The sequence below is a fragment of the Microbacterium sp. 1262 genome (assembly GCF_040544895.1).
Classification (GTDB): domain Bacteria; phylum Actinomycetota; class Actinomycetes; order Actinomycetales; family Microbacteriaceae; genus Microbacterium; species Microbacterium plantarum.
In genome coordinates, this window is sequence record NZ_JBEPKU010000001.1 from 659,347 (window position 1) to 679,490 (window position 20,144).

At 67.4% G+C, this 20,144-nt stretch carries 20 protein-coding genes and 1 pseudogene; 14 read left to right on the forward strand and 7 right to left on the reverse strand.

Annotated elements, in window-relative coordinates; genetic code table 11:
• Positions 1–595: 595 nt before the first annotated feature.
• From ABIC53_RS03130 to ABIC53_RS03140, 3 genes and pseudogenes are all read right to left on the reverse strand, one after another.
• Positions 596–1,222, reverse strand: a complete 627-nt coding sequence (locus ABIC53_RS03130; RefSeq protein WP_354450351.1) for a response regulator transcription factor — start codon at positions 1,220–1,222, stop codon at positions 596–598.
• Positions 1,219–1,698: a sensor histidine kinase gene (locus ABIC53_RS03135; protein WP_354450353.1), complete on the reverse strand. Its 480-nt coding sequence runs from the start codon at positions 1,696–1,698 to the stop codon at positions 1,219–1,221. The genes ABIC53_RS03130 and ABIC53_RS03135 overlap by 4 nt, the downstream gene beginning before the upstream one ends.
• Before the next feature lie 24 nt (positions 1,699–1,722).
• Positions 1,723–1,872 (reverse strand): annotated as a pseudogene (locus ABIC53_RS03140) (histidine kinase); the annotation flags it as partial.
• 449 nt (positions 1,873–2,321) lie between these two features.
• On the opposite strand from ABIC53_RS03140, the gene ABIC53_RS03145 reads away from it, so the two are divergent.
• Entirely contained in the window at positions 2,322–2,618 is a 297-nt protein-coding gene (locus ABIC53_RS03145; RefSeq protein ID WP_354450355.1) for a hypothetical protein, read from the forward strand.
• 741 nt (positions 2,619–3,359) lie between these two features.
• On the opposite strand, the gene ABIC53_RS03150 is transcribed toward ABIC53_RS03145, so the two are convergent.
• On the reverse strand, positions 3,360–3,920 hold the full coding sequence (locus tag ABIC53_RS03150) for a hypothetical protein (protein WP_354450357.1): 561 nt from the start codon (positions 3,918–3,920) through the stop codon (positions 3,360–3,362).
• Positions 3,921–4,519: 599 nt separating this feature from the next.
• Here ABIC53_RS03150 and ABIC53_RS03155 point away from each other — a divergent pair.
• From ABIC53_RS03155 to ABIC53_RS03195, 9 genes are all read left to right on the forward strand, one after another.
• Entirely contained in the window at positions 4,520–4,918 is a 399-nt protein-coding gene (locus ABIC53_RS03155) for a LysM peptidoglycan-binding domain-containing protein (RefSeq protein ID WP_354450359.1), read from the forward strand.
• A gap of 20 nt (positions 4,919–4,938) precedes the next feature.
• Complete coding sequence (locus tag ABIC53_RS03160) at positions 4,939–5,166, forward strand: RNA-binding S4 domain-containing protein (RefSeq protein WP_023954721.1); 228 nt, start codon at positions 4,939–4,941, stop codon at positions 5,164–5,166.
• Between the two features lie 242 nt (positions 5,167–5,408).
• Complete coding sequence (locus tag ABIC53_RS03165; RefSeq protein WP_354450361.1) at positions 5,409–6,296, forward strand: LURP-one-related family protein; 888 nt, start codon at positions 5,409–5,411, stop codon at positions 6,294–6,296.
• Positions 6,297–6,471: 175 nt separating this feature from the next.
• Positions 6,472–8,598, forward strand: a complete 2,127-nt coding sequence (locus tag ABIC53_RS03170; protein ID WP_354450363.1) for a GmrSD restriction endonuclease domain-containing protein — start codon at positions 6,472–6,474, stop codon at positions 8,596–8,598.
• A 75-nt stretch (positions 8,599–8,673) separates the two neighbouring features.
• On the forward strand, positions 8,674–10,317 hold the full coding sequence (locus tag ABIC53_RS03175) for an ABC-F family ATP-binding cassette domain-containing protein (RefSeq protein WP_354450365.1): 1,644 nt from the start codon (positions 8,674–8,676) through the stop codon (positions 10,315–10,317).
• A gap of 31 nt (positions 10,318–10,348) precedes the next feature.
• On the forward strand, positions 10,349–10,756 hold the full coding sequence (locus tag ABIC53_RS03180) for a hypothetical protein (RefSeq protein ID WP_354450367.1): 408 nt from the start codon (positions 10,349–10,351) through the stop codon (positions 10,754–10,756).
• Positions 10,757–10,822: 66 nt separating this feature from the next.
• A complete protein-coding gene (locus ABIC53_RS03185; RefSeq protein WP_064954960.1) occupies positions 10,823–11,068 on the forward strand; it encodes a helix-turn-helix domain-containing protein in 246 nt (81 codons plus the stop codon).
• On the forward strand, positions 11,065–12,057 hold the full coding sequence (locus tag ABIC53_RS03190) for an SRPBCC family protein (protein ID WP_354450370.1): 993 nt from the start codon (positions 11,065–11,067) through the stop codon (positions 12,055–12,057). Before ABIC53_RS03185 ends, ABIC53_RS03190 begins: the two co-directional genes overlap by 4 nt.
• Before the next feature lie 34 nt (positions 12,058–12,091).
• The gene (locus ABIC53_RS03195; RefSeq protein WP_354450372.1) at positions 12,092–12,559 is read left to right on the forward strand and encodes a DUF805 domain-containing protein; all 468 of its coding nucleotides are present in this window, start codon (positions 12,092–12,094) and stop codon (positions 12,557–12,559) included.
• Here ABIC53_RS03195 and ABIC53_RS03200 read toward each other — a convergent pair.
• Both ABIC53_RS03200 and ABIC53_RS03205 read right to left on the reverse strand, forming a co-directional pair.
• The gene (locus ABIC53_RS03200) at positions 12,540–12,929 is read right to left on the reverse strand and encodes a hypothetical protein (protein WP_354450374.1); all 390 of its coding nucleotides are present in this window, start codon (positions 12,927–12,929) and stop codon (positions 12,540–12,542) included. The two genes, ABIC53_RS03195 and ABIC53_RS03200, sit on opposite strands and share 20 nt — an antisense overlap.
• Positions 12,930–13,033: 104 nt before the next feature.
• Positions 13,034–14,464, reverse strand: coding sequence for a carboxylesterase/lipase family protein (locus ABIC53_RS03205; protein ID WP_354450376.1), 1,431 nt, complete (start codon positions 14,462–14,464; stop codon positions 13,034–13,036).
• A 198-nt stretch (positions 14,465–14,662) separates the two neighbouring features.
• On the opposite strand from ABIC53_RS03205, the gene ABIC53_RS03210 reads away from it, so the two are divergent.
• The 4 genes from ABIC53_RS03210 to ABIC53_RS03225 all read left to right on the forward strand — a co-directional run bounded on the left by ABIC53_RS03210 (position 14,663) and on the right by ABIC53_RS03225 (position 19,218).
• Positions 14,663–15,982 carry an ABC transporter substrate-binding protein gene (locus ABIC53_RS03210; protein WP_354450378.1) on the forward strand — a complete coding sequence of 440 codons (1,320 nt, stop codon included), beginning with the start codon at positions 14,663–14,665 and terminating at the stop codon, positions 15,980–15,982.
• Between the two features lie 65 nt (positions 15,983–16,047).
• Positions 16,048–16,941, forward strand: coding sequence for a carbohydrate ABC transporter permease (locus tag ABIC53_RS03215; RefSeq protein WP_354450380.1), 894 nt, complete (start codon positions 16,048–16,050; stop codon positions 16,939–16,941).
• A complete protein-coding gene (locus tag ABIC53_RS03220) occupies positions 16,935–17,882 on the forward strand; it encodes a carbohydrate ABC transporter permease (protein ID WP_354450382.1) in 948 nt (315 codons plus the stop codon). The genes ABIC53_RS03215 and ABIC53_RS03220 overlap by 7 nt, the downstream gene beginning before the upstream one ends.
• A 4-nt stretch (positions 17,883–17,886) precedes the next feature.
• Positions 17,887–19,218 (forward strand): cellulase-like family protein, encoded by a 1,332-nt coding sequence (locus ABIC53_RS03225; protein WP_354450384.1) that lies wholly within the window; start codon positions 17,887–17,889, stop codon positions 19,216–19,218.
• A gap of 6 nt (positions 19,219–19,224) precedes the next feature.
• On the opposite strand, the gene ABIC53_RS03230 is transcribed toward ABIC53_RS03225, so the two are convergent.
• Positions 19,225–20,088: a helix-turn-helix transcriptional regulator gene (locus ABIC53_RS03230; RefSeq protein ID WP_269268690.1), complete on the reverse strand. Its 864-nt coding sequence runs from the start codon at positions 20,086–20,088 to the stop codon at positions 19,225–19,227.
• Positions 20,089–20,144: the final 56 nt, after the last annotated feature.

The following is a 20,144-nucleotide window of genomic DNA, read 5'->3' on the forward strand; positions in this document are numbered from 1 at the left end:
TGTTGTCAACAGCACCGCTGCCGAGGCAGTAAAGGTCCTGCCGAGAGCGACCGGCTCGGGTGTCAGGACGGCGTCGCTTATTGATCGTGCGGACGGGGCGCGCTCTTTGGCGTCATAGTATGTGCTCGCGGCGATCTGGAACAGGCTCCGGATGGAGCCGGCGCCCAGCGGTCGGCCCCTGACACGGCCTGTCTTGTTCGCATCGCCGAACGCGACTATCCCCGGAGTTGGCGGTCGGGCTGTGTCCCGAGGAACGACGTCGCTCGCTTGCGCGTCTCGCTGGCTCATCGCGATCCCTGGATCCTGTTCGAGCTCCCCGTCCGTCGCGACTCTGCCGTCGTCGCGCCGACAACACGACAATCGTCGACGCCAACTTGCTTGACCCCCGCCCGGGACGGACCGACTCTAGCCTCGTTCCGCGGCCAAGGAGCATTCAACAACCCAGGGTGGCCCATGTGTGCGACCCCGGTGCCCGGCAGTACACCAGGCCCGTTACTGATGTCGGCCTGCACGGCCGTCGCATCTCCATCGAGTGCCAGTGCAGACGCGCCATTCCCGGGTGCCCGGCAACCCGCCTGACGTCACCTTCCCTGTCTCACTTCCCGCGCGCCAACTCCAACGCCAGCGACGTCCTGTCACTGTGTCCCAACTTCCTCAGCAGCGCCGAGACCGCGTTCTTCACGGTGCCGTGAGCCAGGTGCAGGCGCGCCGCGATCTCCGCGTTCGGTAGCCCGAGCGCGAGCAGGCCCGCGACGGCCTGCTCCGTCTGCGTCAGCTCGGCGGAGAGAGGGGGCGCGGCATTGCCGTCGCGGCTGAGAGCGACGCGCGCGACGCGCGGGTCGATGACCAAGGCGCTATTCACGACCTGCCTGATCGAGTCGAGCAGGCGGTCGGCTGAGACATCCTTCAGAAGGAACCCCGCGGCGCCCGCTTCGAGCAGCGATCGAACGAGTTCCGCGTCGTCGAACGTCGTAAGGGCGAGCACCGGCAGACCCGGATGATGCCGCGCGCACTCTCGGACGAGGCCCAATCCATCGAGGACCGGCATGCGCGCATCCGCGAGCACGATGTCGGGTCGGACGGTCGGGATGAGCGCGAGCGCTCGCGAACCGTCCTCCGCTTCGCCGACCACCTCGACGCCGCTGTCGGTCTCGAGGATCATTCGCAGGCCGCGACGAAGAAGCTCCTGATCATCGACAACGAGCACCCGGATGGCGCTCACGCGACTCCCGCCGGCACGCTCACATCTTCCGGGGCACCCGCAGTCTCGCCGCCCGCCCGGACGGGCAGCAGCATCGAGAGTCGGAAGCCCGACGCCCCTCCCTCAACCGCCAGCGAGCCACCAAGCTCCTCGGCCGGTGCACGCAGCGAGCGCAGGCCGAAGCCCGCAGCCGGCGGTGTCCCACCCTGGGACGCGACGCCATCGTCGTCGAGCGTCGCCTGAATCGACGTGGCGCCGACCTCCATGCGCAGGCTGGCGGTTGCGGCATCCGCGTGTCGGATGACGTTTGTCAGACCTTCCTGAACGAAGCGGAGGAGGAGCAGTGCGTGCTCGCGTGGCAGAGAGCGCTCACCCTCGATCTCGACCGAGACAGTCAGTCCCGTGCCGCGGAAGCTCTCGGCCAGCGTGCGGAACGCGTCGAGGTCGCCGAGCTCGCCGAGCTCGATCGGATGCATCGCACGGACGAGTCGCCGCATCGCTTCCAGGCTCTCGCCGACGACCGCTCGGGCGTGGACGACCTCGTCGCGCGCTGCAGCCGGATCGGCGACGCGGCTCGCGTAGTCCAGCGAGAGCCCGACTGCCGTGAGGCGATGGCCGAGGTCATCGTGCAGTTCGCGGGCCGTACGCTCTCGCTCCTGCGCGAGGACCAGATCGCGGGCGCGCTTCCGCTCGGGTTCTCCCTGCTCGCCGTCGGACTGCTGCTGTGGACCGGGTCGCTGTGGCCGCCGTCGGCGTGCACGGTGGCTTCCACGTCCGCAACTACATCGCCGTGGCGGCGATGCCGGAGGTGGATGCCGTCGGCTCGTGGCTCGCGATCGGGGGAGTCCAGGCGGTTATCGGGGGTGGTGCTGACGGTCGGTGCGCTGAAGCGCGGAATAGCCATCCCCTGACTCTGGCGCCAACAAGCCGGTCAGCCCCGCGACGGCGAATCCTCCCGATATCGCGACAAATGAGTCAGTGCATGTGGCAAGCAACCGTCTCGTCGAACAGCGGCCGCCGCGGCGAATGCCGTACAGCCGAGCACCGCTAGGGCCGAGGCCGAGCAGTGACGATCGCACGACCATTACCGTTGCAGCCCGAGACGGTCGATACTGGTCGCATGACGTTCCTCAGCGCACCGCCATCAGTTAGAAAGTCGATTCGCAGCACCTTCCTCCTTGGTTGTGGGTTGATTGTGCTCGACCTTGTTTGGGGGGCGCTGTCCGCGCCGGCCCTCGACGCACTCGCGACAGCGCTCGGTAGGTACGACGACCCGATCGTCGGGCTGTTCACGCTCGTTACTCATGTCGTCGTAGAGTTGGGCACCCCGCTCGGTTCGGTGCTAGTCGGCGTTGCAATGCTGGGTGCTCTGATCACTAATTTCATTGATCGGGAGAACCAAAAACGCGTGCTGTAGGAGTCGTGCCCAACGGGAGAAACGCCTCGGCGCAGGCGCGCCGAAGTGGTTCGATCTCCTTACTAAGTGCGGACTCGTAGAGCCACAGATCCGCCCGTAGCGCCCAGCGGAGTTCGTCGCGGCGTGGCGCAAGCCGTTCTTCGATTCGCGCGACTGATTGCTCAACCGGGCTTAGCTGGCTCGGCAGGTCGTTTGTCTGAACTGATGTGCCCGCGGGATCCAACCAGCTCTCGAGTTGCCCCGTTCCCCATCTCACACAAAAATCGAGGTCGTCGAGTATGTCGTCCGGCGGAAGCCGCTCAACGTTCGCAAGATCATCCGGTGTGAGGACGACGCTGTTCGTATGATCTGTGAGACGAGAGCTGATCGATGCTGGTAGGACTGACACCCATCTATCGCCCGTAACAACTGAGAATCCGTCGACCGCGGTAGGAGCGAGGTCAACCAGTGCTCGGGAAGCGGCAAGCGGCGATTCGTACACTCGAATGACGACCGGCTGTTGCTCGAGAACACACGACACCCCCGCCATCTCTGGGTAAGCAGTGATGTCGGCGAACAAATCGACCGTGTCGCTACACCCCGTCTCATCGGCGAGACGTTGTGCCGCGCCGAGCAGACTATCCGGTAGCTCGAGGCTCGCGCTGCAACCTGCAGAAGACAGGAGAGCGGCGAGACCTACGCCGAGAGTCGACACCGCGCGGGCGGGGGTCGGCCAGCGGTTTGACCGACCCCCGCGAGCGGTCAACGCCAAGAGAATCCCAGTCCTGCGATGGGGGCGCTGAGGGTGCGGTGCTTGATCTGCGTGTTGGACGCAGCAGATTGCCAGTCGACGACGAATGAGCCGCTCGCGCCACACCCGGAACGCCAGTACGGGGCGTTGCCACGCCAGGGCTCGGCCTGATTGATGAGCCGATAGCCGCGGCCTTGGATGCATACTGAAGCGCCCTGCGGAGTTCCGACGCCCTTTGCCCACTCATACGCGTGTGTCCCTTGGTTCGTGCCGATCAGCGCGCAGTTGAGGTCGGTGGTGGTTTGCCAGTTTGAGAATGCTACCGCATTCTTGAACGATTGGCATGTGTTGCGGGCCGCTTGCGTGACGCCAGCTTCCTCGAGCACCGCGACTTCTGATGCCGTGAGCGTGCGGGGAGCTCTTACCGAATCGAGAATCTCTTGAACGGTTTCACCGGAGTCGTCCGGAGACGGGGCCGCTGTGGCAGCCTGGACAGGGAACGCAATGACGCCGCATATCAGTGCGGCGGTCGCGACGAAAGTTCTCTTGCGCGAAGCGGTTCTGGTCATCATGATCTTCCTCTCTCAATTGGGGCGGCCCCGTTCCGGATCCGTCTGGCCACGAGTATCGGATGGCTTTACTCAGTTTGCAAGAGCCTCTATCGACGATGATTCGTAAGTGCGTGCCGAACGGCGCGAGGACAGTCGATCGTCAGCATCGGAGGCCTCGTCGGTAGAGGCCATTCCTTGTATTGCGCCGCAAGAGGATGAAAGATGCGGAATATAGAATGCGATGGTTTCGAGCGGGCGTGCCCGACGGTGTCATCGAGCCATCGCGACCAGCGGCTATCGCAACGTGCGCCCTGCGGCGCAGGTCAGTCGTCGGCGGGCGGTCGCTGCTGGAGGGTCTGATGCCAATGATTGGAGTCGTGCTCGTTCCTGCTGTTATGGTGCGTGCTCTACGTCAGTCGGAGCAGGGTCGGCCCAGGTGCCGAACGAGGGTGTGTCCGATAGCCTCGTCAGCAATGAATAAACGCGAGGGAATTTTGCTGGGCGCCGCCGGTTTGGCGGTCGCTGGTCTTGTCGCATTGGCTATGCCGGCCGTTTCAGGACTCGCCGATTCGTTGACCGCCGACTCTGACGCGAACGTCGGGTCGACAGCGTCGCCGTCCGTGAGCCCACCGTTGGACGCCGTGGCGGAGATCACCACACCGCTCGACGGTCAGGGCGGCACGGCCGAGTACCAGGACATCGACGGCGGAGTCACCGTCCGCGCCAAGGGTCCCGGCGACTGCCCGACGTGGGCCATGATCAATCCCTACGACGCGTGGAATCCCGCGGCGCGGCTGGGCGGCACGATCACCGACCTCGGTCCGACCACCTACGCATCTGGCGAGGTCGGGCTGAACGACGAGGGCGAGATCTCGACCTACACGGTGGCGTCCGGCGACACGGCCTGGGGCATCGGTGATCGCCTGTGCATCGACTACATCACCGTGATGGCGTACAACGGCAAGTTCATGCCCCCGGTGGAGATCCAGCCCGGCGACATCCTGATCCTGCGCCCGTAGCGCTCGGTTAGCATTTCCGCATGGCTGAAACTCCCCGCATCATCGACGTCTCGATCGGGAGCGACGGCATCCGCCTCGGACAGTTCATGAAGTTCGCGGGCCTGCTCGACTCGGGCGGCGATGTGAAGGAAGCCATCATCGACGGGTTCGTCACGGTCAATGGCGAGGTCGACCGCCGCCGCGGACGCCAGCTGCAGCACGACGACGTCGTCGTCTTCGACGGACGCGGGGCTCGGGTTCGTCCGTAGCACCGAGGCGCCGCCGCGAGATTCGAGCGGGCGTTCTCCGGGACGCGTGTGCCGCTGGCGGAGGGGATGCCACGTCCAAGGGCAGAATCGGTGGGGCTTCGTCCTTCTTACGCCCGACGGCAGATTCCAGGACAAAGAAGAGCCATCACGATCGCGATGAGAACGTCGGCTCCGACAACGAAGCCGAGACTCATGAACGCACGCAGTGCGGCAGTTGCGAGGCCGGCAGTAGTCTCGGCTTCATGTCGCAGCATGCCACCCCCGGTTGGTTCTCGGACCCGTTCGGACGTTATGAGCACCGGTATTGGGACGGCGCTCAGTGGACGGAGCACGTGGGGTCTCGTGGTCAACAGACGATCGATCCACCTGTGGTGATGCCGCCCGCCGTCGGCGCGCTTCAGGAGGTGCAGAGTTCCGCGCCGTTGCGCAGCAGCCAGACTCCAGCCGACGCGAGAGTGCTCAAGCAAGTCCGGAGGCTCGGCATTTCGGAGCAGGCGCAAGGTGGCGGGGGGACCCTGTTCACCGAACGCGTGTTGGTGGTCAACCAGAAGGCCAAGCTGTTCGAGAGAAAAGCTGAGTACACAGTCTTCGATCGACACGGACGCAAGGTTGGCGGGGTGCGCGAGTTTGGGATCAGCATGGCTCGGCTAGCGGTCGGCCGCGAGAATGCGACGAAGCGGCTAGAGATCGTCGACGCAGACGGAACTCCGCGCCTCACATTGACGCGACCCGCCACGGTCTGGAAGTCGAAAGTCGCGGTGATGCGTGCGGATGGCAGTCTTGTTGGACACCTTGCCCAGGAGAGTCTTGGCGTCATGGCGTCCGTACTCGGGGGCAGGTTCAACGTTCGCTTTCGTATGGAAGCCGACGGCGCGACGCTCGGCTCTGTCAATGCGGAGGATTGGCGGGCCTGGGATTTCAGTATCCAGGACGCGGAAGGTTCCGAGATCGCACGTATTACCAAGACGTGGGCCGGATTCGGCAAAGAGGGGTTCACGAAAGCGGACAACTATGTTCTGCAGATCCACCGCGAACTGGTCGATCCGCTCCTGACCCTGGTTGTATCCGCCGCGCTCGTCGTTGACACCGTCTTGAAGCAGACCAGCGACGGAAACCGTCGGTCGCGGTGACCCTCAGCCCCTCGCCGCTCGGCCACTGGCTGCTCGTCCGACGTGGCTACCCGCGTGCGCCTCGACACGGCATCAGTGAGGGATCATCACCCGTCCGCTTGCCGCCGAGCGGCCGGCGGCGTGATACGTGGCTGTAGTGTGCGGCGGGAACGTCCGGTGAGGGAGTATAGATCTCGTGGAGACTTTCAAGCGAACACCGCTGCAGCTGTTCAACTTGCCTCAGCACTTCCTTGTCCCTCTTTTTCAGCGGCCCTACGTTTGGCGCGAGGATGAACAGTGGATCCCGTTGTGGAATGACATCCGGCGCGTGACGGAGCTACGGATCAACGATCCGCGCTCCAACGCCACACACTTCATGGGCGCGGTCGTTCTCCAGGCGCATGACGCAAAGAGTAAGCGCATGACGACGTGGAACGTCATCGACGGTCAGCAGCGTCTGACAACGCTCCAGATTCTGGCCGACGCAGCTTGCGCCTTGCTCGCGGTGAGCGGACAGGCCCGCCTCTCAGGACAACTTGAGCGGCTCACCCAGAACGACGACATCTATGTCGAAGAGCGCGACAGTCGCCTCAAGGTCCGTCATCATAATAAGGATCGTGCGGCCTTCGACGAGGTGATGACGGCCGATCCGCCGGTCGACCATGCCTACTTGACGCACGCGGATTCGCAGATCGTTCGCGCCCACGAGTACTTCTCGACGGCCGTCCAGCAATGGCTGGGTGCGCCCGACTCGGCTGAGTACCCGATCAAAGCGAAAGAGCTCACAACAGTTCTGCTCGACGGTCTGCAACTTGTCTCCATCGAGCTGGAAGCTTCCGAGAACTCACAGGAGATCTTCGAGACGCTGAATGCTCGCGGCACTCCGCTCACTGCCGCGGACCTAGTGCGAAACTTCGTCTTCCAGAAGCTCGAGGCTGACGGTGTCGACACACGCAGGGCCTACCGGGAGGACTGGCCGTTTGAGACCAAGTTTTGGATGGAAGAAGTGAGTGTTGGCCGCAACCTGGTGAGCCGTAGTTCTCTGTTCCTCAACCAGTGGCTCGTCGCGCGAACCGGCGAAGAGGTCAGCCCTCAGTCGACATTCACCAGGTTCAAGTCCTACGTCGAACATGAGTCCGGTCATGCGATGTCCGAACTCTTGCCGATCATCAAGATACAGGCGCATCAGTACGAGTCGTGGACGGAAGCAGCGCGCCGTCCGGGAGGAAGCCTCACAGCCACTGAACTGGCCGTCTACCGTATGCAGGCCGCAGGCGTGGAGGTGCTTAAGCCGCTCCTCATATGGCTGCACGAGCCCGGCCGGGGCCTCTCAGAGGACTCGGTGGGTCGCATCATCAATACGGCGGAGAGCTGGGTATTTCGACGGCAACTCCTGCGCCTGTCGGGCAGTGATCTCGGCCGCATCATCGCTGACGTCATTGCCGCGAACGCGAACGTGCCGGCGAGCGACCTCGCGGAGCGGGTTTCAGCCCATCTCGCGCGCCTCAACGTAACGAGTACCTATTGGCCCGGCGACGAAGAGGTCCGCCGCGCTTTGACCACCGAAGCAGCGTATACGCGGTTCCCGCGAGGTCGACTGCGCATGATGCTCGAGGCAGTTGAGGACCACTACCGCGACGTTACCGGTCAGCCTCAAATCGAGCGCAAGGGTTACCCGATCGAACACCTGCTCCCAAGATCCTGGCGGGACACCTGGCCCGTCAACGCTCCTGACGAGGCCGAAGGGAGGCAGGCTCGGGTTCATCGCTTGGGTAACCTCACGCTCCTGACCAAGTCGCTCAACTCGAAGGTCTCGAACGGGGCCTGGCCCGTAAAGAGAGCCGCGCTACAAGACCACAACACGATCATTCTGACCGGAAGGGTGATCAAGCGCACCGAGATAGACGCGTGGAATGAAGAGCTGATCGATGAGCGCACTGCAGAGCTCATCGATACGTTGTTGCGAGTCTGGCCCGTCCCCGAAGGGCACCACGGCAAGGTCGCGGACCCTCAGGCCAAAGCGGGCGACTGGGTTGAGTTACGGCACTTGATCGCAGGGGGCTTCCTCGCGCCCGGCGACAGGCTATTCGCGACCCACCGCGACCATAAGGGTAGGCAGGCAATCGTTACCGCGGACGGTGCGATCGACATCGACGGTAAGCGCTACACTTCTCCGTCGGCCGCGGGCTCCGCGCTCCAGAGAGGAGCGACGAATGGGTGGTACTTCTGGGCAGTCGCGGACGGTCGGAGATTGCGAGACGTCCGCACCGACTTCCAAAATTCGTCCGACGTCGACGAGCGCGTCGTAATGTCCGAGCCGTAGTCGAGACGCTTCCGCTCGACCTCGCTAGCGAAGTCTGAGGCGATAGCCCCTCCGCCCAGATGGAAGAATCGTCCGGTGACCGCAACTCTCGTCGCTCAGGGCCTCGCCGGCGGATACGGCCACCGCACACTCTTCGACGGCGTCGATCTCACCGTCAGCCCGGGCGACGTCGTCGGCGTCGTCGGGGCCAACGGTGCCGGCAAGTCGACGCTCCTCCGCATCCTCGCCGGGCGTGACGCGTCCCAGGCGGGAACCGTGAGCCTCGCTCCCGCCGACGCGTTCGTCGGCTGGCTGCCGCAGGAGCATGAGCGCGTCGAGGGCGAGACGGTCGCCGCGTACATCGCCCGTCGCACCGGGTGTGCGGAAGCGGCGGCGGAGATGGATGCCGCGGCATCCGACCTCGGCGATCTCTCGATCCCCGGCGCCGACGACCGGTACGCCACGGCCCTGGAACGCTGGCTCGCGAGCGGCGCCGCCGACCTCGACGAGCGCCTGCCGATCGTGCTCGCCGACCTCGGGCTCGAGCTCGACGCCGACGGCACGCACATGACATCTATTTCGGGCGGTCAGGCAGCGCGCGTCGGACTCGCCGCGCTGCTGCTCTCGCGCTTCGACATCGTGCTGCTCGACGAGCCGACGAACGACCTCGACCTCGACGGGCTCGAGCGACTCGAAGCGTTCGTGCGCGGCCTGCGCGGGGGAGTCGTGCTGGTCAGCCACGACCGTGAGTTCCTCGCGCGCAGCGTCACCCGCGTGCTCGAGCTCGACCTCGCGCAGAACTCCCATCGCATCTACGGCGGCGGCTATGACGCCTACCTCGAAGAGCGGGCGACCGTGCGCCGTCACGCGCGCGAGAAGTACGACGAGTTCGCGGGCAAGAAGGCCGATCTCGTCGCTCGAGCCCGCGTGCAGCGCGAGTGGTCGAGCCAGGGCGTCCGCAACGCGATGAAGAAGAATCCCGACAACGACAAGATCCGGCGCAAGGCCGCGACGGAGTCGAGCGAGAAGCAGGCGCAGAAGGTGCGCCAGATGGAGAGCCGTATCGCCCGGCTCGAAGAAGTCGACGAGCCCCGCAAGGAGTGGCAGCTCGAATTCACGATCGGTGCTGCGCCGCGGTCGAGCTCCGTCGTCTCGACGCTCAACGCCGCGGTCGTCCGGCAGGGGTCGTTCACACTCGGGCCGGTGTCGCTGCAGGTGAACGCCGGCGACCGCATCGGCATCACCGGGCCGAACGGTGCGGGCAAGTCGACGCTGCTGCGCACGATCCTCGGTCGACAGAGTCCCGACGAGGGATCGGCGGGACTCGGGTCGAGCGTGAGCATCGGCGAGATCGACCAGGCCCGCTCGCAGCTCGTGGGCTCGCGCCCGCTGGCCGACGCCTTCGAGGCGCTCGTGCCCGAAATGGCTTCCGGCGAGGTGCGGACGCTGCTGGCGAAATTCGGTCTCAAGGCCGATCACGTGCTGCGCCCGGTCGACGACCTGTCGCCGGGGGAGCGCACCCGCGCCGGTCTCGCGCTGCTGCAGGCGCGCGGTGTGAACGTCCTGGTGCTCGATGAGCCGACGAACCACCTCGACCTGCCGGCGATCGAGCAGCTCGAACAGGCGATCGAGTCGTACGACGGCACGCTGCTGCTCGTCACCCACGACCGGCGGATGCTGGATGCCGTGAGCACCAACCGCCGCTGGCACGTCGAGGGTGGCCGCGTCACCGAGGCCTGAGCCGCGACAGCCATCCCGATAGGGTGCAGGCATGCGATCGCCGATGAAAGCACTGCTCGTGGCCGCACCGATCCTGCTGCTCGCCGGTTGCTCGGCAGGCGATCTGCCCGAGTTCGCGACCGAGCAGACCGACCGCGACGTCGTCGCCGACGAGCGGGCGATCGAGGGCATTGCGTCCGACACGACGCGCTTCGTCGGCGAGGTGGACGGGGTCGAGCTGTTCCTTGCGAAGGGCCAGGACGACGAGATCTGCCTCATCCAGATCCGCGACGGTGGCTTCGAGAACAAGGCGTGCTCCTCGGGAGGCGGACTCGGGACGATCATCACGGGAGGGCCTGCCATCGAGGTCGGCGACTTCCGCTACCTGCCGGATGCCGAGAGCCGTCCGGGCCGAGAGCAGATCAGTGACAGCGTCGTCGTCATCCGCGGTGGGCTGTAGTCCGACGCATCCCTCGGTTGGCAACCAAGGTTGACAAGACTGCCGCCAGCAACCTAGGTTGCTTATATGGAATCCACCCAGATCGCCGGCGTCGCCGCAGACACGCGTGATCCACGTGCGGGTCTGCGCGCGATCGCGTCGCTGCGCTCTCTCACCGAGCGCCTCGAGCTGGCGCAGGTCGAGGCGGGGCTGCGCGCGGGCATGAGCTGGCAAGAGATCGCCGACGCGCTCGGCGTCTCGCGCCAGGCCGTGCACAAGAAGTACGCCAAACGGATCGATCCGACCATCGACGTCCCGAGGAGAACCCGATGAGCAAGCTGACGGTAGCGACCGCGACGATGTACGACCTGTCCCTCGCCGGTGCGGAGGAGGCATCTCGACTCGGCGAGCAGAGCGGTGACATCGACCACCTTCTGCTGGCCCTGACGATCAACGAGCAGGTCGCTGGCCAGGTTCTGCGCGCGCTCGGCGCCGACCTCGAGCGCACGCGCGCGGCAGTCGAGCAGCAGCACGCCGATCAGCTCGCGTCACTCGGAGTGCAGGCCACGATGCCCGGTCCTGGCCGCATCACATATCACGAGCGTGGGGAGTTCGCGTGGAACGATCGCGCCCTCGACGTCCTCCGACGCGCGGGTCAGGGAGGCAAGCGTGGTGATGCCGCCGCGGTGCTGCGCGAGCTGGTCGACGAGGGCAGCGGGCTCATCGAGGCGATTCTTCAGCGCCTCGACACGAGCCCGCAGCAGGTGCGCGAGCTTCTGGATCAGGCGGAGCGTTACCCCGCGCTGCCGACTCGCGCCGCCGACAACGGCCGGTCGCTCTCGGGCGCCGGCGCAGTGCATGTCCCCGCTCCAGTGACAGACGTGTGGGCGCTGCTCAACGACCCCGCCCGGATGCCGGAATGGGATCTCTTGTTCGGCCGGGTCGACGATCTGCCCGACGACGTCGCGCCGGGAGCCACATGGACCGCGTACGCGCTCGAGACGGCGCCGAACGGCAAGCCGCAGCGCATCAACCCCGAGCGTCGGCGCGCCCGCATCGAACTCGTTGAGAGCGAGCCCACGACGGCGATCGAGTGGATCACGACCTGGCCCGACTCGCCGACGTCGAACAAGCGCCGGATGCGGATCGAGCTGGAGCCCGCGGCCGGCGGTACCCGCCTGCTGATCCGGCATGCGTGGGAGCGCACGAGTTCGCGGCGAGGAATCCCGCTGCTGCGGTGGGTCATGCGACCGCTGTACAGCTTTGCGATCTGGCTGCAGATCTCGCAGACCGGTGCGTCGATCGGGCGCGTGTTCCGGTAGGCGCCCGCGTGAGGGCGCCCCGTAAGCTCACGGCATGACGAGTGAAGCGACTCCCCGACCGAACCGTCTGACTGAACCTCCGCTCACCCGGCCCTATGTCGGTGCACCGCCGCTCGCGGCGCTGCGGCGGTGGATGCAGAACTACACGACCTTCCGCGGACGCGCGAGCCGGGCGGAGTTCTGGTGGCCGATGCTCGTGATCGTCCTGTTCCCGATCGTGGTCCAGGTGGTCAAGGGTCTCACGACAGGTGACTGGCGGCCCATCGACACTCGTGTCGTGCAGAACGTCCCCGACGTGATCGTGCTCGTCTTCTCGCTGGCCACTCTGCTGCCGATGCTGGCCGTCACCTGGCGTCGCCTGCACGATACGAACCGCAGCGGCGTGTGGTTCTTTCTGATCGTCCTACCGCTCATCGGCTGGATCGCCCTCGCGATGATGCTCTCGATGCGCGGTGAGCGCGGGGGAGCGCGCTTCGATCCCGTTACGAGCGGCGGGCGATGAGCAGCGCGATGACGGCGACGACACCGATGACGGCAGCGATGCGCGCGGCCTTGCCGGTGCGGCGGGTGAGCGTCAGCGCGCCGTCGACGATCTTGACGTTCTGATCGATCCGGGCGGTGGCGAAGCCGGCCGCGGCGTCGACGATCTTGTCTGCGACGTCGGGAACGGCGTCGGGAAGCGCATCCTTCGCGGCATCCTGCACCTTGTGGATGGCGCCCTTGCCGGCATCAGCGACGCCGTGCACGACCCGCGACGCGGCGCGGGTGACGCCCGATGCGTTCTCGGATGCCTCCGGGGCGGGCGTCTGCGCGTCGGCATCGTCGACCGCAGCGTCGTCGCCCGTGGCAGGTGAGGTGTTGGCGTCCGTCATGACGGCTCCGTTCGTCGGTGCGAGAGGTCCGGACGAAACTCTCGCACCGACGACGAATTGGCGAGAGGCCCTAGCCGACGCGACGGATTTCGCGTATGCCCGGGTCAGCTCAGAGCGTCGATGACCTCGACCCGGCGCTGCGGAAGGTCGCGGCTCGTGGCATCCCAGATGCGCGTCATGCGCGACGGCGAGAATCGCGGCCAGCCGGGGTCGCCCGCGCGGATGAAGGCGACCCACGCCGCGTGCATGTCGCGCGCGAGATCGGCGGGGGCGTCCGGTCCCGCGAGCAGCAGCGCCTCGGGGTCGCCGAGCCGGTCGAAGGCGAAGCCGATCTCGAGCGCGTGTGCGGCATCCAGACCCCGAACCGGGCTGCGCCACGCGAACTCGTAGACGAACGTCGGTGCGGTACGGGCACGGGCGACGCGGGTCGCTGGGGCGCGCAGCATCCGGTCGGTGAGGAGCTGCCCCAGAACCTCGCCGGGCGATGCGCCGGGGAATGAGCGTGCGACGGCCCGGGCCGCCCGCTCGGACACCCCCATCGCGCGGCGCGCCACCCACGCCTTCAGCCGCCCGATCCGGGCGATCGCGTCGGGGGTCAGCCACAGGCGGTACTCATCCGTGTTGGTCCCGATCATGATGGGCAGCTCCGCCGACGTCAGCGCGACCTCGGGCACCTCGGGCAGCGACTCGTCGTCGAGGGCGAGGACGAATCCCGGCGCGCCGCGCAGCGGGCTCGAACCGGCCGAGGCCCGCGACCGCGCGCTCAGGAGATCTGCGGTGGACGTTGCGGCGAAGGACTCACGGGTGGTCGGGATACCGAGCTCGCGGGCGATCGCGTCCGACGCCCGGCGCGCCTCGTCGGGCTCCGCTGCTTCGAGCGGACCCGACTGGATGATCGCCCCCGCGACGAGCGCCCGCGACCGCGGTTCACTCACCAGCGCCGCGACGAGGGCACCACCGGCAGACTCGCCCATGAGCGTGATGCGCGCGGGATCGCCGCCGAACGCGTGGATCTCGTCGCTGACCCAGCGCAACGCGGCGGCGGCATCCCGCAGCCCGAGGTTGCGGGGAACGTCGTCGAGCACGCTGAATCCTTCGACGCCGAGCCGATAGTTCGCCGAGACGAAGACGATGCCGTCTCGGGCGAAGGTCGTGCCGTCGTAGATCGTCTGTGCGGCGGCGCCGCGTTCGAGAGCGCCGCCGTGCAGCCACAGCACGACGGGGGCGTCCGTCGCTCCCACGGGTGCCCACACGTTGACGGTGAGGATGTCGTCGCCCTCGATCGTCGGGACGGTAAGCAGCTCGCCGAGGTCGCCCGGATACGGGGTCTGCGGGGCCGCGGGGCCGAACCGTGTCGCGTCGCGCTCGCCGACCCACGGATCGACCGGCTCGGCGACCCGGAAGCGGCGCTCGCCGACGGGCGGTTTCGCGTAGGGGATGCCGAGGTAGCGGTCGACCCCGTTCAGCCGCGAGCCTCGCAGCTCGCCGCCGCCGATGGTGACCCTCGCTTCGTCCGAGACGACTTCCTCCGACATCCCTGCTCCCTTCGTTCCCCTCACCGTATGAGAGCCGCTTATGAGGCGTCCCGGAACGGGTCTGCCCCGGACGGCGTGATCAGCGGATCGTCCAGGGCGCACGCTCATTCGGCTATGTGCGTGCGCTCTCGCCGGTTCTAGCGTGTGAAATCCGGCTGCTACCCGAGCAGCTTCTCGCACACATGCAAAGGGGCATCGATGTCTACTCCACCCCGGCGGCTCCGCGGCCGTCGCCTTCTCCCGCTGGCGGTCACCGTCGCCGTCATCGCGCCGCTCGCGGCCTGTTCCGCGCCGGCCGACGAGGGCCCGGTCACCCTCACGTTCCAGACCTGGGTGCCCGGTATCGACCAGGCCGTCGATCTCTTCAACGAGCAGCACGACGACATCCAGGTCGAGCTGCAGACGATCGTCTCGGGCGCCGAAGGCGGCTACGCCAAGATGCTCTCGGATGTCCAGGCCGGCAACCCCGCGGATGTCGCCCAGGTCGGCTACGACCAGATGCCGACGTTCCTCCTCAACGGCGCCCTCGAGGACATCACGGACTACGTCGGCGACGAGGTCGACGTCTTCTCCGACTGGCAGATCGGCGCGACGACGTTCAACGATCGGGTGTACGGCATCCCGCAGGCGGCCGGGCCGATGGGGCTCTACTACCGCTCCGATGTGTTCGCCGAGGCGGGCATCACGGAGGCCCCCGCGACGTGGGACGACTTCTATGCGGCCGCCGTGGCGGTGCGGGCGACGGCGCCCGACCGCTACATCGCGGCGTTCGCGCCGAACCAGGCCGCCTGGATGGAGGGCCTCGCCGAGCAGGCGGGCGAGCCCTGGTTCCAGGTCGAGGGCGATGCCTGGAAGGTCGCGATCGACAACCCCGACACCCTTCGCATGGCCGAGTACTGGCAGCGCCTCATCGACGAAGACCTCGTGAAGGTTCAGGCCGACCTGTCGAGCGAGTGGTTCGCCGACGTGCAGGCCGGGCGCATCGTGTCGTGGATGAGTGGCTCGTGGGCCGACGCGATCATCCGCAACAACGCACCCGAGACCTCGGGGCTGTGGTCGGTCGGACTCATGCCGCAGTGGGACGCGGCGAACCCCCGCTCGGCGAGCTGGTCGGGCGGTTCCGCGAACGTCGTGCTGAAGGGGTCGGCGCACCCCGAGCAGGCGGCCGAATTCGCCCTCTGGCTCAACAGCAACCTCGACAGCGTGAGCCTGCTCACCGAGAACGGCGCCGGCTGGCCCGCGATCGCCGACGTCGACTCGATCCCCTCGATCCAGTCGGCCCCCGAGGTGTTCGAGTTCTTCGGCGGCCAGGACATCTGGGACGTGTTCGCCGAGTCGAACGAGCAGGTCGCGCGCGACTGGCAGTGGCCGCCGCTGGTCGACGCCCTGAACGCCAGCCTGCTCGACGAGGTCGCCGCTGCCGTCGAGTCGGGCACCCCGCTCACCGAGGCCTATGCCGCGGTGCAGGAGCGCATGGTGGCCGAGATGACGGCGAAGGGGATCTCGGTAGCCGACTGACCCGAGCGGGGCGGACGGCAGCGACGCCGCCCCGCCCCGCCCGGTCGTGCCCCGAAGGGAATCGCATGCACACCACCCGAAGCCGACTGCCGCTGTTGCTGCTGCTCGGCCCGTTCCTCCTCGCCTTCGCCGTCTTCTACGTCGCCCCCATCGTCTGGGCGGTCGTGCAGAGCCTGTTCTCGGTGCGCGCGAGCGGCCTCGGACTGGGCGCGCCGGAGACGCTCTTCGTTGGCCTCGACAACTACGTCCGGGCGCTCGCGAACCCCGCGTTCGTCTCGAGCCTCGGACGCATCGCCGTCTTCGCCCTCATCCAGGTGCCGCTGATGGTCGTGCTCTCGGCGGTGCTCGCGCTGCTGCTGGAGTCGACCCGGGCGCGCTGGCCGCAGTTCTTCCGCGTCGCGTTCTTCATGCCTTACGGCGTGCCCGGCGTCATCGCCTCGCTGCTGTGGAGCTTCCTCTACGTGCCGAGCACGAGTCCGATCCTCCAGGGGCTCTCCGCCCTCGGCATCTCGGCCGCCCCGCTCGAATCGGGCACCGTCATGTTCGCGATCGCGAACATCGGCATCTGGACGTTCGCCGGCTACAACATGCTCGTCCTCATCGCGGCGCTCCAGGCCGTGCCCGCCGACCTGTACGAGGCCGCGCGCATCGACGGTGCGGGCGAGTGGCGCATCGTGTGGGAGATCAAGCTCCCCCTGCTGCGTCCCTCGCTCGTCTTGACCACGGTGTTCACGATCATCGGCACGCTGCAGCTTTTCGTCGAACCCCTGGTGCTGCGGCCGCTCACGACCGCCATCAACACCGACTACACGCCGAACCTCGCCGCCTACAACCAGGCGTTCACGCAGAGCAATCCGAACCTCGCCGCCGCGATGGCCGTCATCGTGGCCGTCATCGCCTTCGTGTTCTCGTTCGTCTTCCTGCGGCTGGTCAACCGGAAGGGCAATCGCGCATGGTGATCGCACCCGTCACCGAATCCACCCGCTCGGTCACCACCGGCGCGGCATCCGACCGTCGCGATCGCCGCACGGCCCGCCGCGGCGGCACCGGGGGACCGGGCGCGGGGTTCTGGGGATCGCTGCCGACCCTCGCCGTGCTCGTCGCCGCTCTCGTCTACTTCGCGCTGCCGGTGGTGTGGGTGCTGTTCGCCGCGACCAAGAGCAACGCCGACCTGTTCGGCTCGTTCGGACTCTGGTTCAGCGACTCGCCGCAGCCGCTGACCAACCTCCAGAACCTCTTCACGACCGATCGCGGCATCTATACGCAGTGGCTGCTCAACAGCCTGTTCTACTCGGGGCTCGGCGCGCTCATCGCGACGATCCTCAGCGGGGCGGCGGGCTACGCCTTCGCGAAGTACGCCTTCGCCGGGCGCGAGGCCGTCTTCGCGATGATCCTCGGCGGCGTCCTCGTTCCCGCGACCGTCATCGCCCTGCCGACCTACTTCATGTTCAACGCGGTAGGCCTGACCGGCACGTACTGGTCGTTCCTGCTCCCGAGCATCGTCAGCCCGTTCGGCGTCTACCTCTGCCGCATCTACGCCACCGCGGGCGTGCCTGACGAGGTCATCGAGGCCGCGCGCCTGGACGGCGCCGGTGACGTGCGCATCTTCGCGACCATGGCCACCCGCATGATGGCCCCGGCCCTCGTGACGGTGTTCCTCTTCCAGTTCGTGGGAATCTGGAACAACTACCTGCTGCCGCTCGTCATGCTCAACGACGCCCGCACGTTCCCGGTCACCCTCGGGCTCATGCTCTGGAACGGCCAGACGCAGCGCGCACCCCTGTACTACGAGCTCGTCGTGACGGGAGCCGCGGTCTCGGCCGTCCTGCTCATCGTGGTCATGGCCGCTCTGCAACGATTCTGGCGAGCCGGTCTCACCGCCGGCGCGACGAAGGGATGACCCGATGACCCGCTATCTCGGCTCCGGCCACGATCCCGCCCCCGACACCCGGGCGCTGACGGGCGCCGTTCCCGCCCACCTGCCGCCGCGCCTCACGATCACGCTGTGGGACTTCTCCTGGTACACGCGAGCCGGCGCGGGCGAGCCCTACGCCGATCTCGGCGCGGCGCTCGATGAGGCCGTCGACCGCGGCTACAACGCCATCCGTATCTGCGCCGCGCCGCTGCTGCTGTTCGGCGGTCTCGGACTCGACGACCTCGCGGGCGACCTCGAGATCGAGGGACTCGGGCGCTCGGGGCACGGCGAGGTGTTCGGCAACGGAACGCGCTGGTACGACGTGCCCGGCGGCTACCGGGTCGACCTCCGCACGCGCTTCTTCGACCTGCTGCGCGGTGCCCGCGAACGCGGCATCGTCGTCATCCTCGCGAGCTGGGAGTACCAGCAGTCGCCGGCGTTCGCGGCGGACGAGCGCTGGTTCCGCGCGATCGACGCCGTGCCGCTCGAAGAGCGCTACGACCTGCTCGCATCCGCCACGATCCGGATGCTCGATGAGATCGAGGCCGCGGGTCTGGCCGACACGATCGCCTTCGCCGAGCTCCACAACGAGGTCGACTTCTCGATCGTCCCCGCGTTCGCCGACGGCGGGGATGCCGCCCTCGACCGGGTGCGTGCCGCGCACCCCGGTCACCTCGTCACCGCGAGCTACGGCAAGGCCCCCTTCCTCGACCTCGCGGGACTCTCCGAGCGGTTTCAGGTCGGGCAGCTGCACGTCTACGCCTACGGCGTGCTCGACGCCCTGCAGCGTCGCATCGACATCCGCTCCGAAGGCACCGAGGGCTTCCCCGGCGAGGCCATGCGAGCGTTGCTGGTCGACGACGCGCCCACGTTCGCCCAGTACGGCCGCGCCGCCGACTGGAAGTTCGAGGCCACCGTCATCACCGATCAGCAGATCTACGGGTACGACTGGGTCGACCCCGACCTCTGGGACCGCTGGCTCTACAACCACTACGGGCTCTACCGCGAAGAGATGCTGCGCGAGATCGGGTCGCGGGTGACGGCGCTCGCCGCGTGGTCACGGCGCCGCGGCATCCCCGCTGTCGTGGGGGAGGGCTGGGTCGGCTACACCCCGCTCCGCGCCGACTTCGAAGACGGGCCGGTCGGAACCGAACTCGCCGAGCACGGTGTACGCACCGCGCTCCAGCACGGGGTGTGGGGAATGGTGCTCAGCTCGAACGCGGCGCCGCATCATCCGCAGTGGTCGGATGTCGCGTGGCAGCGACGCCTCAACGCCGAGATCCTCGCGGCTCCGACGACAGCCACGCGCGACCGCAGCTGAGCGGGGTCATCCGCGACGCTCCTGCCGGTAGCGGCTCGGGCTCATCCCGTGCACGCGTCGGAAGTGCCGCGAGAAGTAGAACGGGTCGCTGTAACCCACCTCGGTCGCGATCTGGCCGACGGTGCGGTCGGTGCGCTCGAGAAGGGTGCGCGCCGCCGTCATGCGGAGGCCCGTGTGGTACGCCAGGACGCCCCCGCCCGTCGCGCGCCGGAACAGCGAGGTGAGGTGGGATGCCGAGACCCCGACGAGCGCGGCCAGCTCGCTGACCGGCACCGCGCTGTCGAGCCGCTCGGACAGGAACGTCATCGCGCGTTCGAGCGGGTCGCCGCGCTCGGGCAGCGCCTGGTCTGACGCGAGCTGCGTCATGAGCTTGAACGCTGCGCCCGTGACGGCGACCAGACGCACCGGCGATTGGTCGCGTTCGAGCCCGCGCACGATCTCATCGAGCAGCGACACCGCACGCTCGACGCTGTGCAGTCGCACGATCGGGCGCGCGGCCGTCGTGCCGATCGCCGCGGTGAGGTCGTCGACGTCGGAGCCGACGACATGGCACCACCAGATCGTCCAGGGGTCATCGGCATCCGCGCCGTAGGCGTGCGGCGTGCGCGCGGGGATCACCACCGCGGTCCCGGCCGGCACGCGGTGGCGTGTACCGGCGATCTCGAGCCATCCGGCGCCGGCCGTGCACACGATGACGATCGTCGTGCGGATGCCGCGCTCGCGAGTGCGCCCGTGATCGGCGGCGTGCGGGAACCAGCCGGCATCGGTCACGACGAGTCGGCGGGTGACCGGTCGCTGCAGTGCGGCGGTGATCGCCGGCGCCGGCACGACGCACAGGCGTTCGCCCGCGAAACCGTCTGAGATGGCCATGATCGTCATCCTGGCATATCGGCGGATCGTCCAGGTGCACGGCCGCTTCCGCCATG

What these genes read in the sequence shown, in the direction of transcription:
- ABIC53_RS03190 (WP_354450370.1), top strand. Translation starts at nt 11,065, where the DNA reads ATGAGCAAGCTGACGGTAGCGACCGCGACGATGTACGACCTGTCCCTC.
- ABIC53_RS03160 (WP_023954721.1), top strand. Translation starts at nt 4,939, where the DNA reads ATGGCTGAAACTCCCCGCATCATCGACGTCTCGATCGGGAGCGACGGC.
- ABIC53_RS03225 (WP_354450384.1), top strand. Translation starts at nt 17,887, where the DNA reads ATGACCCGCTATCTCGGCTCCGGCCACGATCCCGCCCCCGACACCCGG.
- ABIC53_RS03205 (WP_354450376.1), bottom strand. Translation starts at nt 14,464, where the DNA reads ATGTCGGAGGAAGTCGTCTCGGACGAAGCGAGGGTCACCATCGGCGGC.
- ABIC53_RS03210 (WP_354450378.1), top strand. Translation starts at nt 14,663, where the DNA reads ATGTCTACTCCACCCCGGCGGCTCCGCGGCCGTCGCCTTCTCCCGCTG.
- ABIC53_RS03150 (WP_354450357.1), bottom strand. Translation starts at nt 3,920, where the DNA reads ATGATGACCAGAACCGCTTCGCGCAAGAGAACTTTCGTCGCGACCGCC.
- ABIC53_RS03215 (WP_354450380.1), top strand. Translation starts at nt 16,048, where the DNA reads ATGCACACCACCCGAAGCCGACTGCCGCTGTTGCTGCTGCTCGGCCCG.
- ABIC53_RS03220 (WP_354450382.1), top strand. Translation starts at nt 16,935, where the DNA reads ATGGTGATCGCACCCGTCACCGAATCCACCCGCTCGGTCACCACCGGC.
- ABIC53_RS03180 (WP_354450367.1), top strand. Translation starts at nt 10,349, where the DNA reads ATGCGATCGCCGATGAAAGCACTGCTCGTGGCCGCACCGATCCTGCTG.
- ABIC53_RS03200 (WP_354450374.1), bottom strand. Translation starts at nt 12,929, where the DNA reads ATGACGGACGCCAACACCTCACCTGCCACGGGCGACGACGCTGCGGTC.
- ABIC53_RS03145 (WP_354450355.1), top strand. Translation starts at nt 2,322, where the DNA reads ATGACGTTCCTCAGCGCACCGCCATCAGTTAGAAAGTCGATTCGCAGC.
- ABIC53_RS03185 (WP_064954960.1), top strand. Translation starts at nt 10,823, where the DNA reads ATGGAATCCACCCAGATCGCCGGCGTCGCCGCAGACACGCGTGATCCA.
- ABIC53_RS03135 (WP_354450353.1), bottom strand. Translation starts at nt 1,698, where the DNA reads ATGCGGCGACTCGTCCGTGCGATGCATCCGATCGAGCTCGGCGAGCTC.
- ABIC53_RS03165 (WP_354450361.1), top strand. Translation starts at nt 5,409, where the DNA reads ATGTCGCAGCATGCCACCCCCGGTTGGTTCTCGGACCCGTTCGGACGT.
- ABIC53_RS03195 (WP_354450372.1), top strand. Translation starts at nt 12,092, where the DNA reads ATGACGAGTGAAGCGACTCCCCGACCGAACCGTCTGACTGAACCTCCG.
- ABIC53_RS03230 (WP_269268690.1), bottom strand. Translation starts at nt 20,088, where the DNA reads ATGGCCATCTCAGACGGTTTCGCGGGCGAACGCCTGTGCGTCGTGCCG.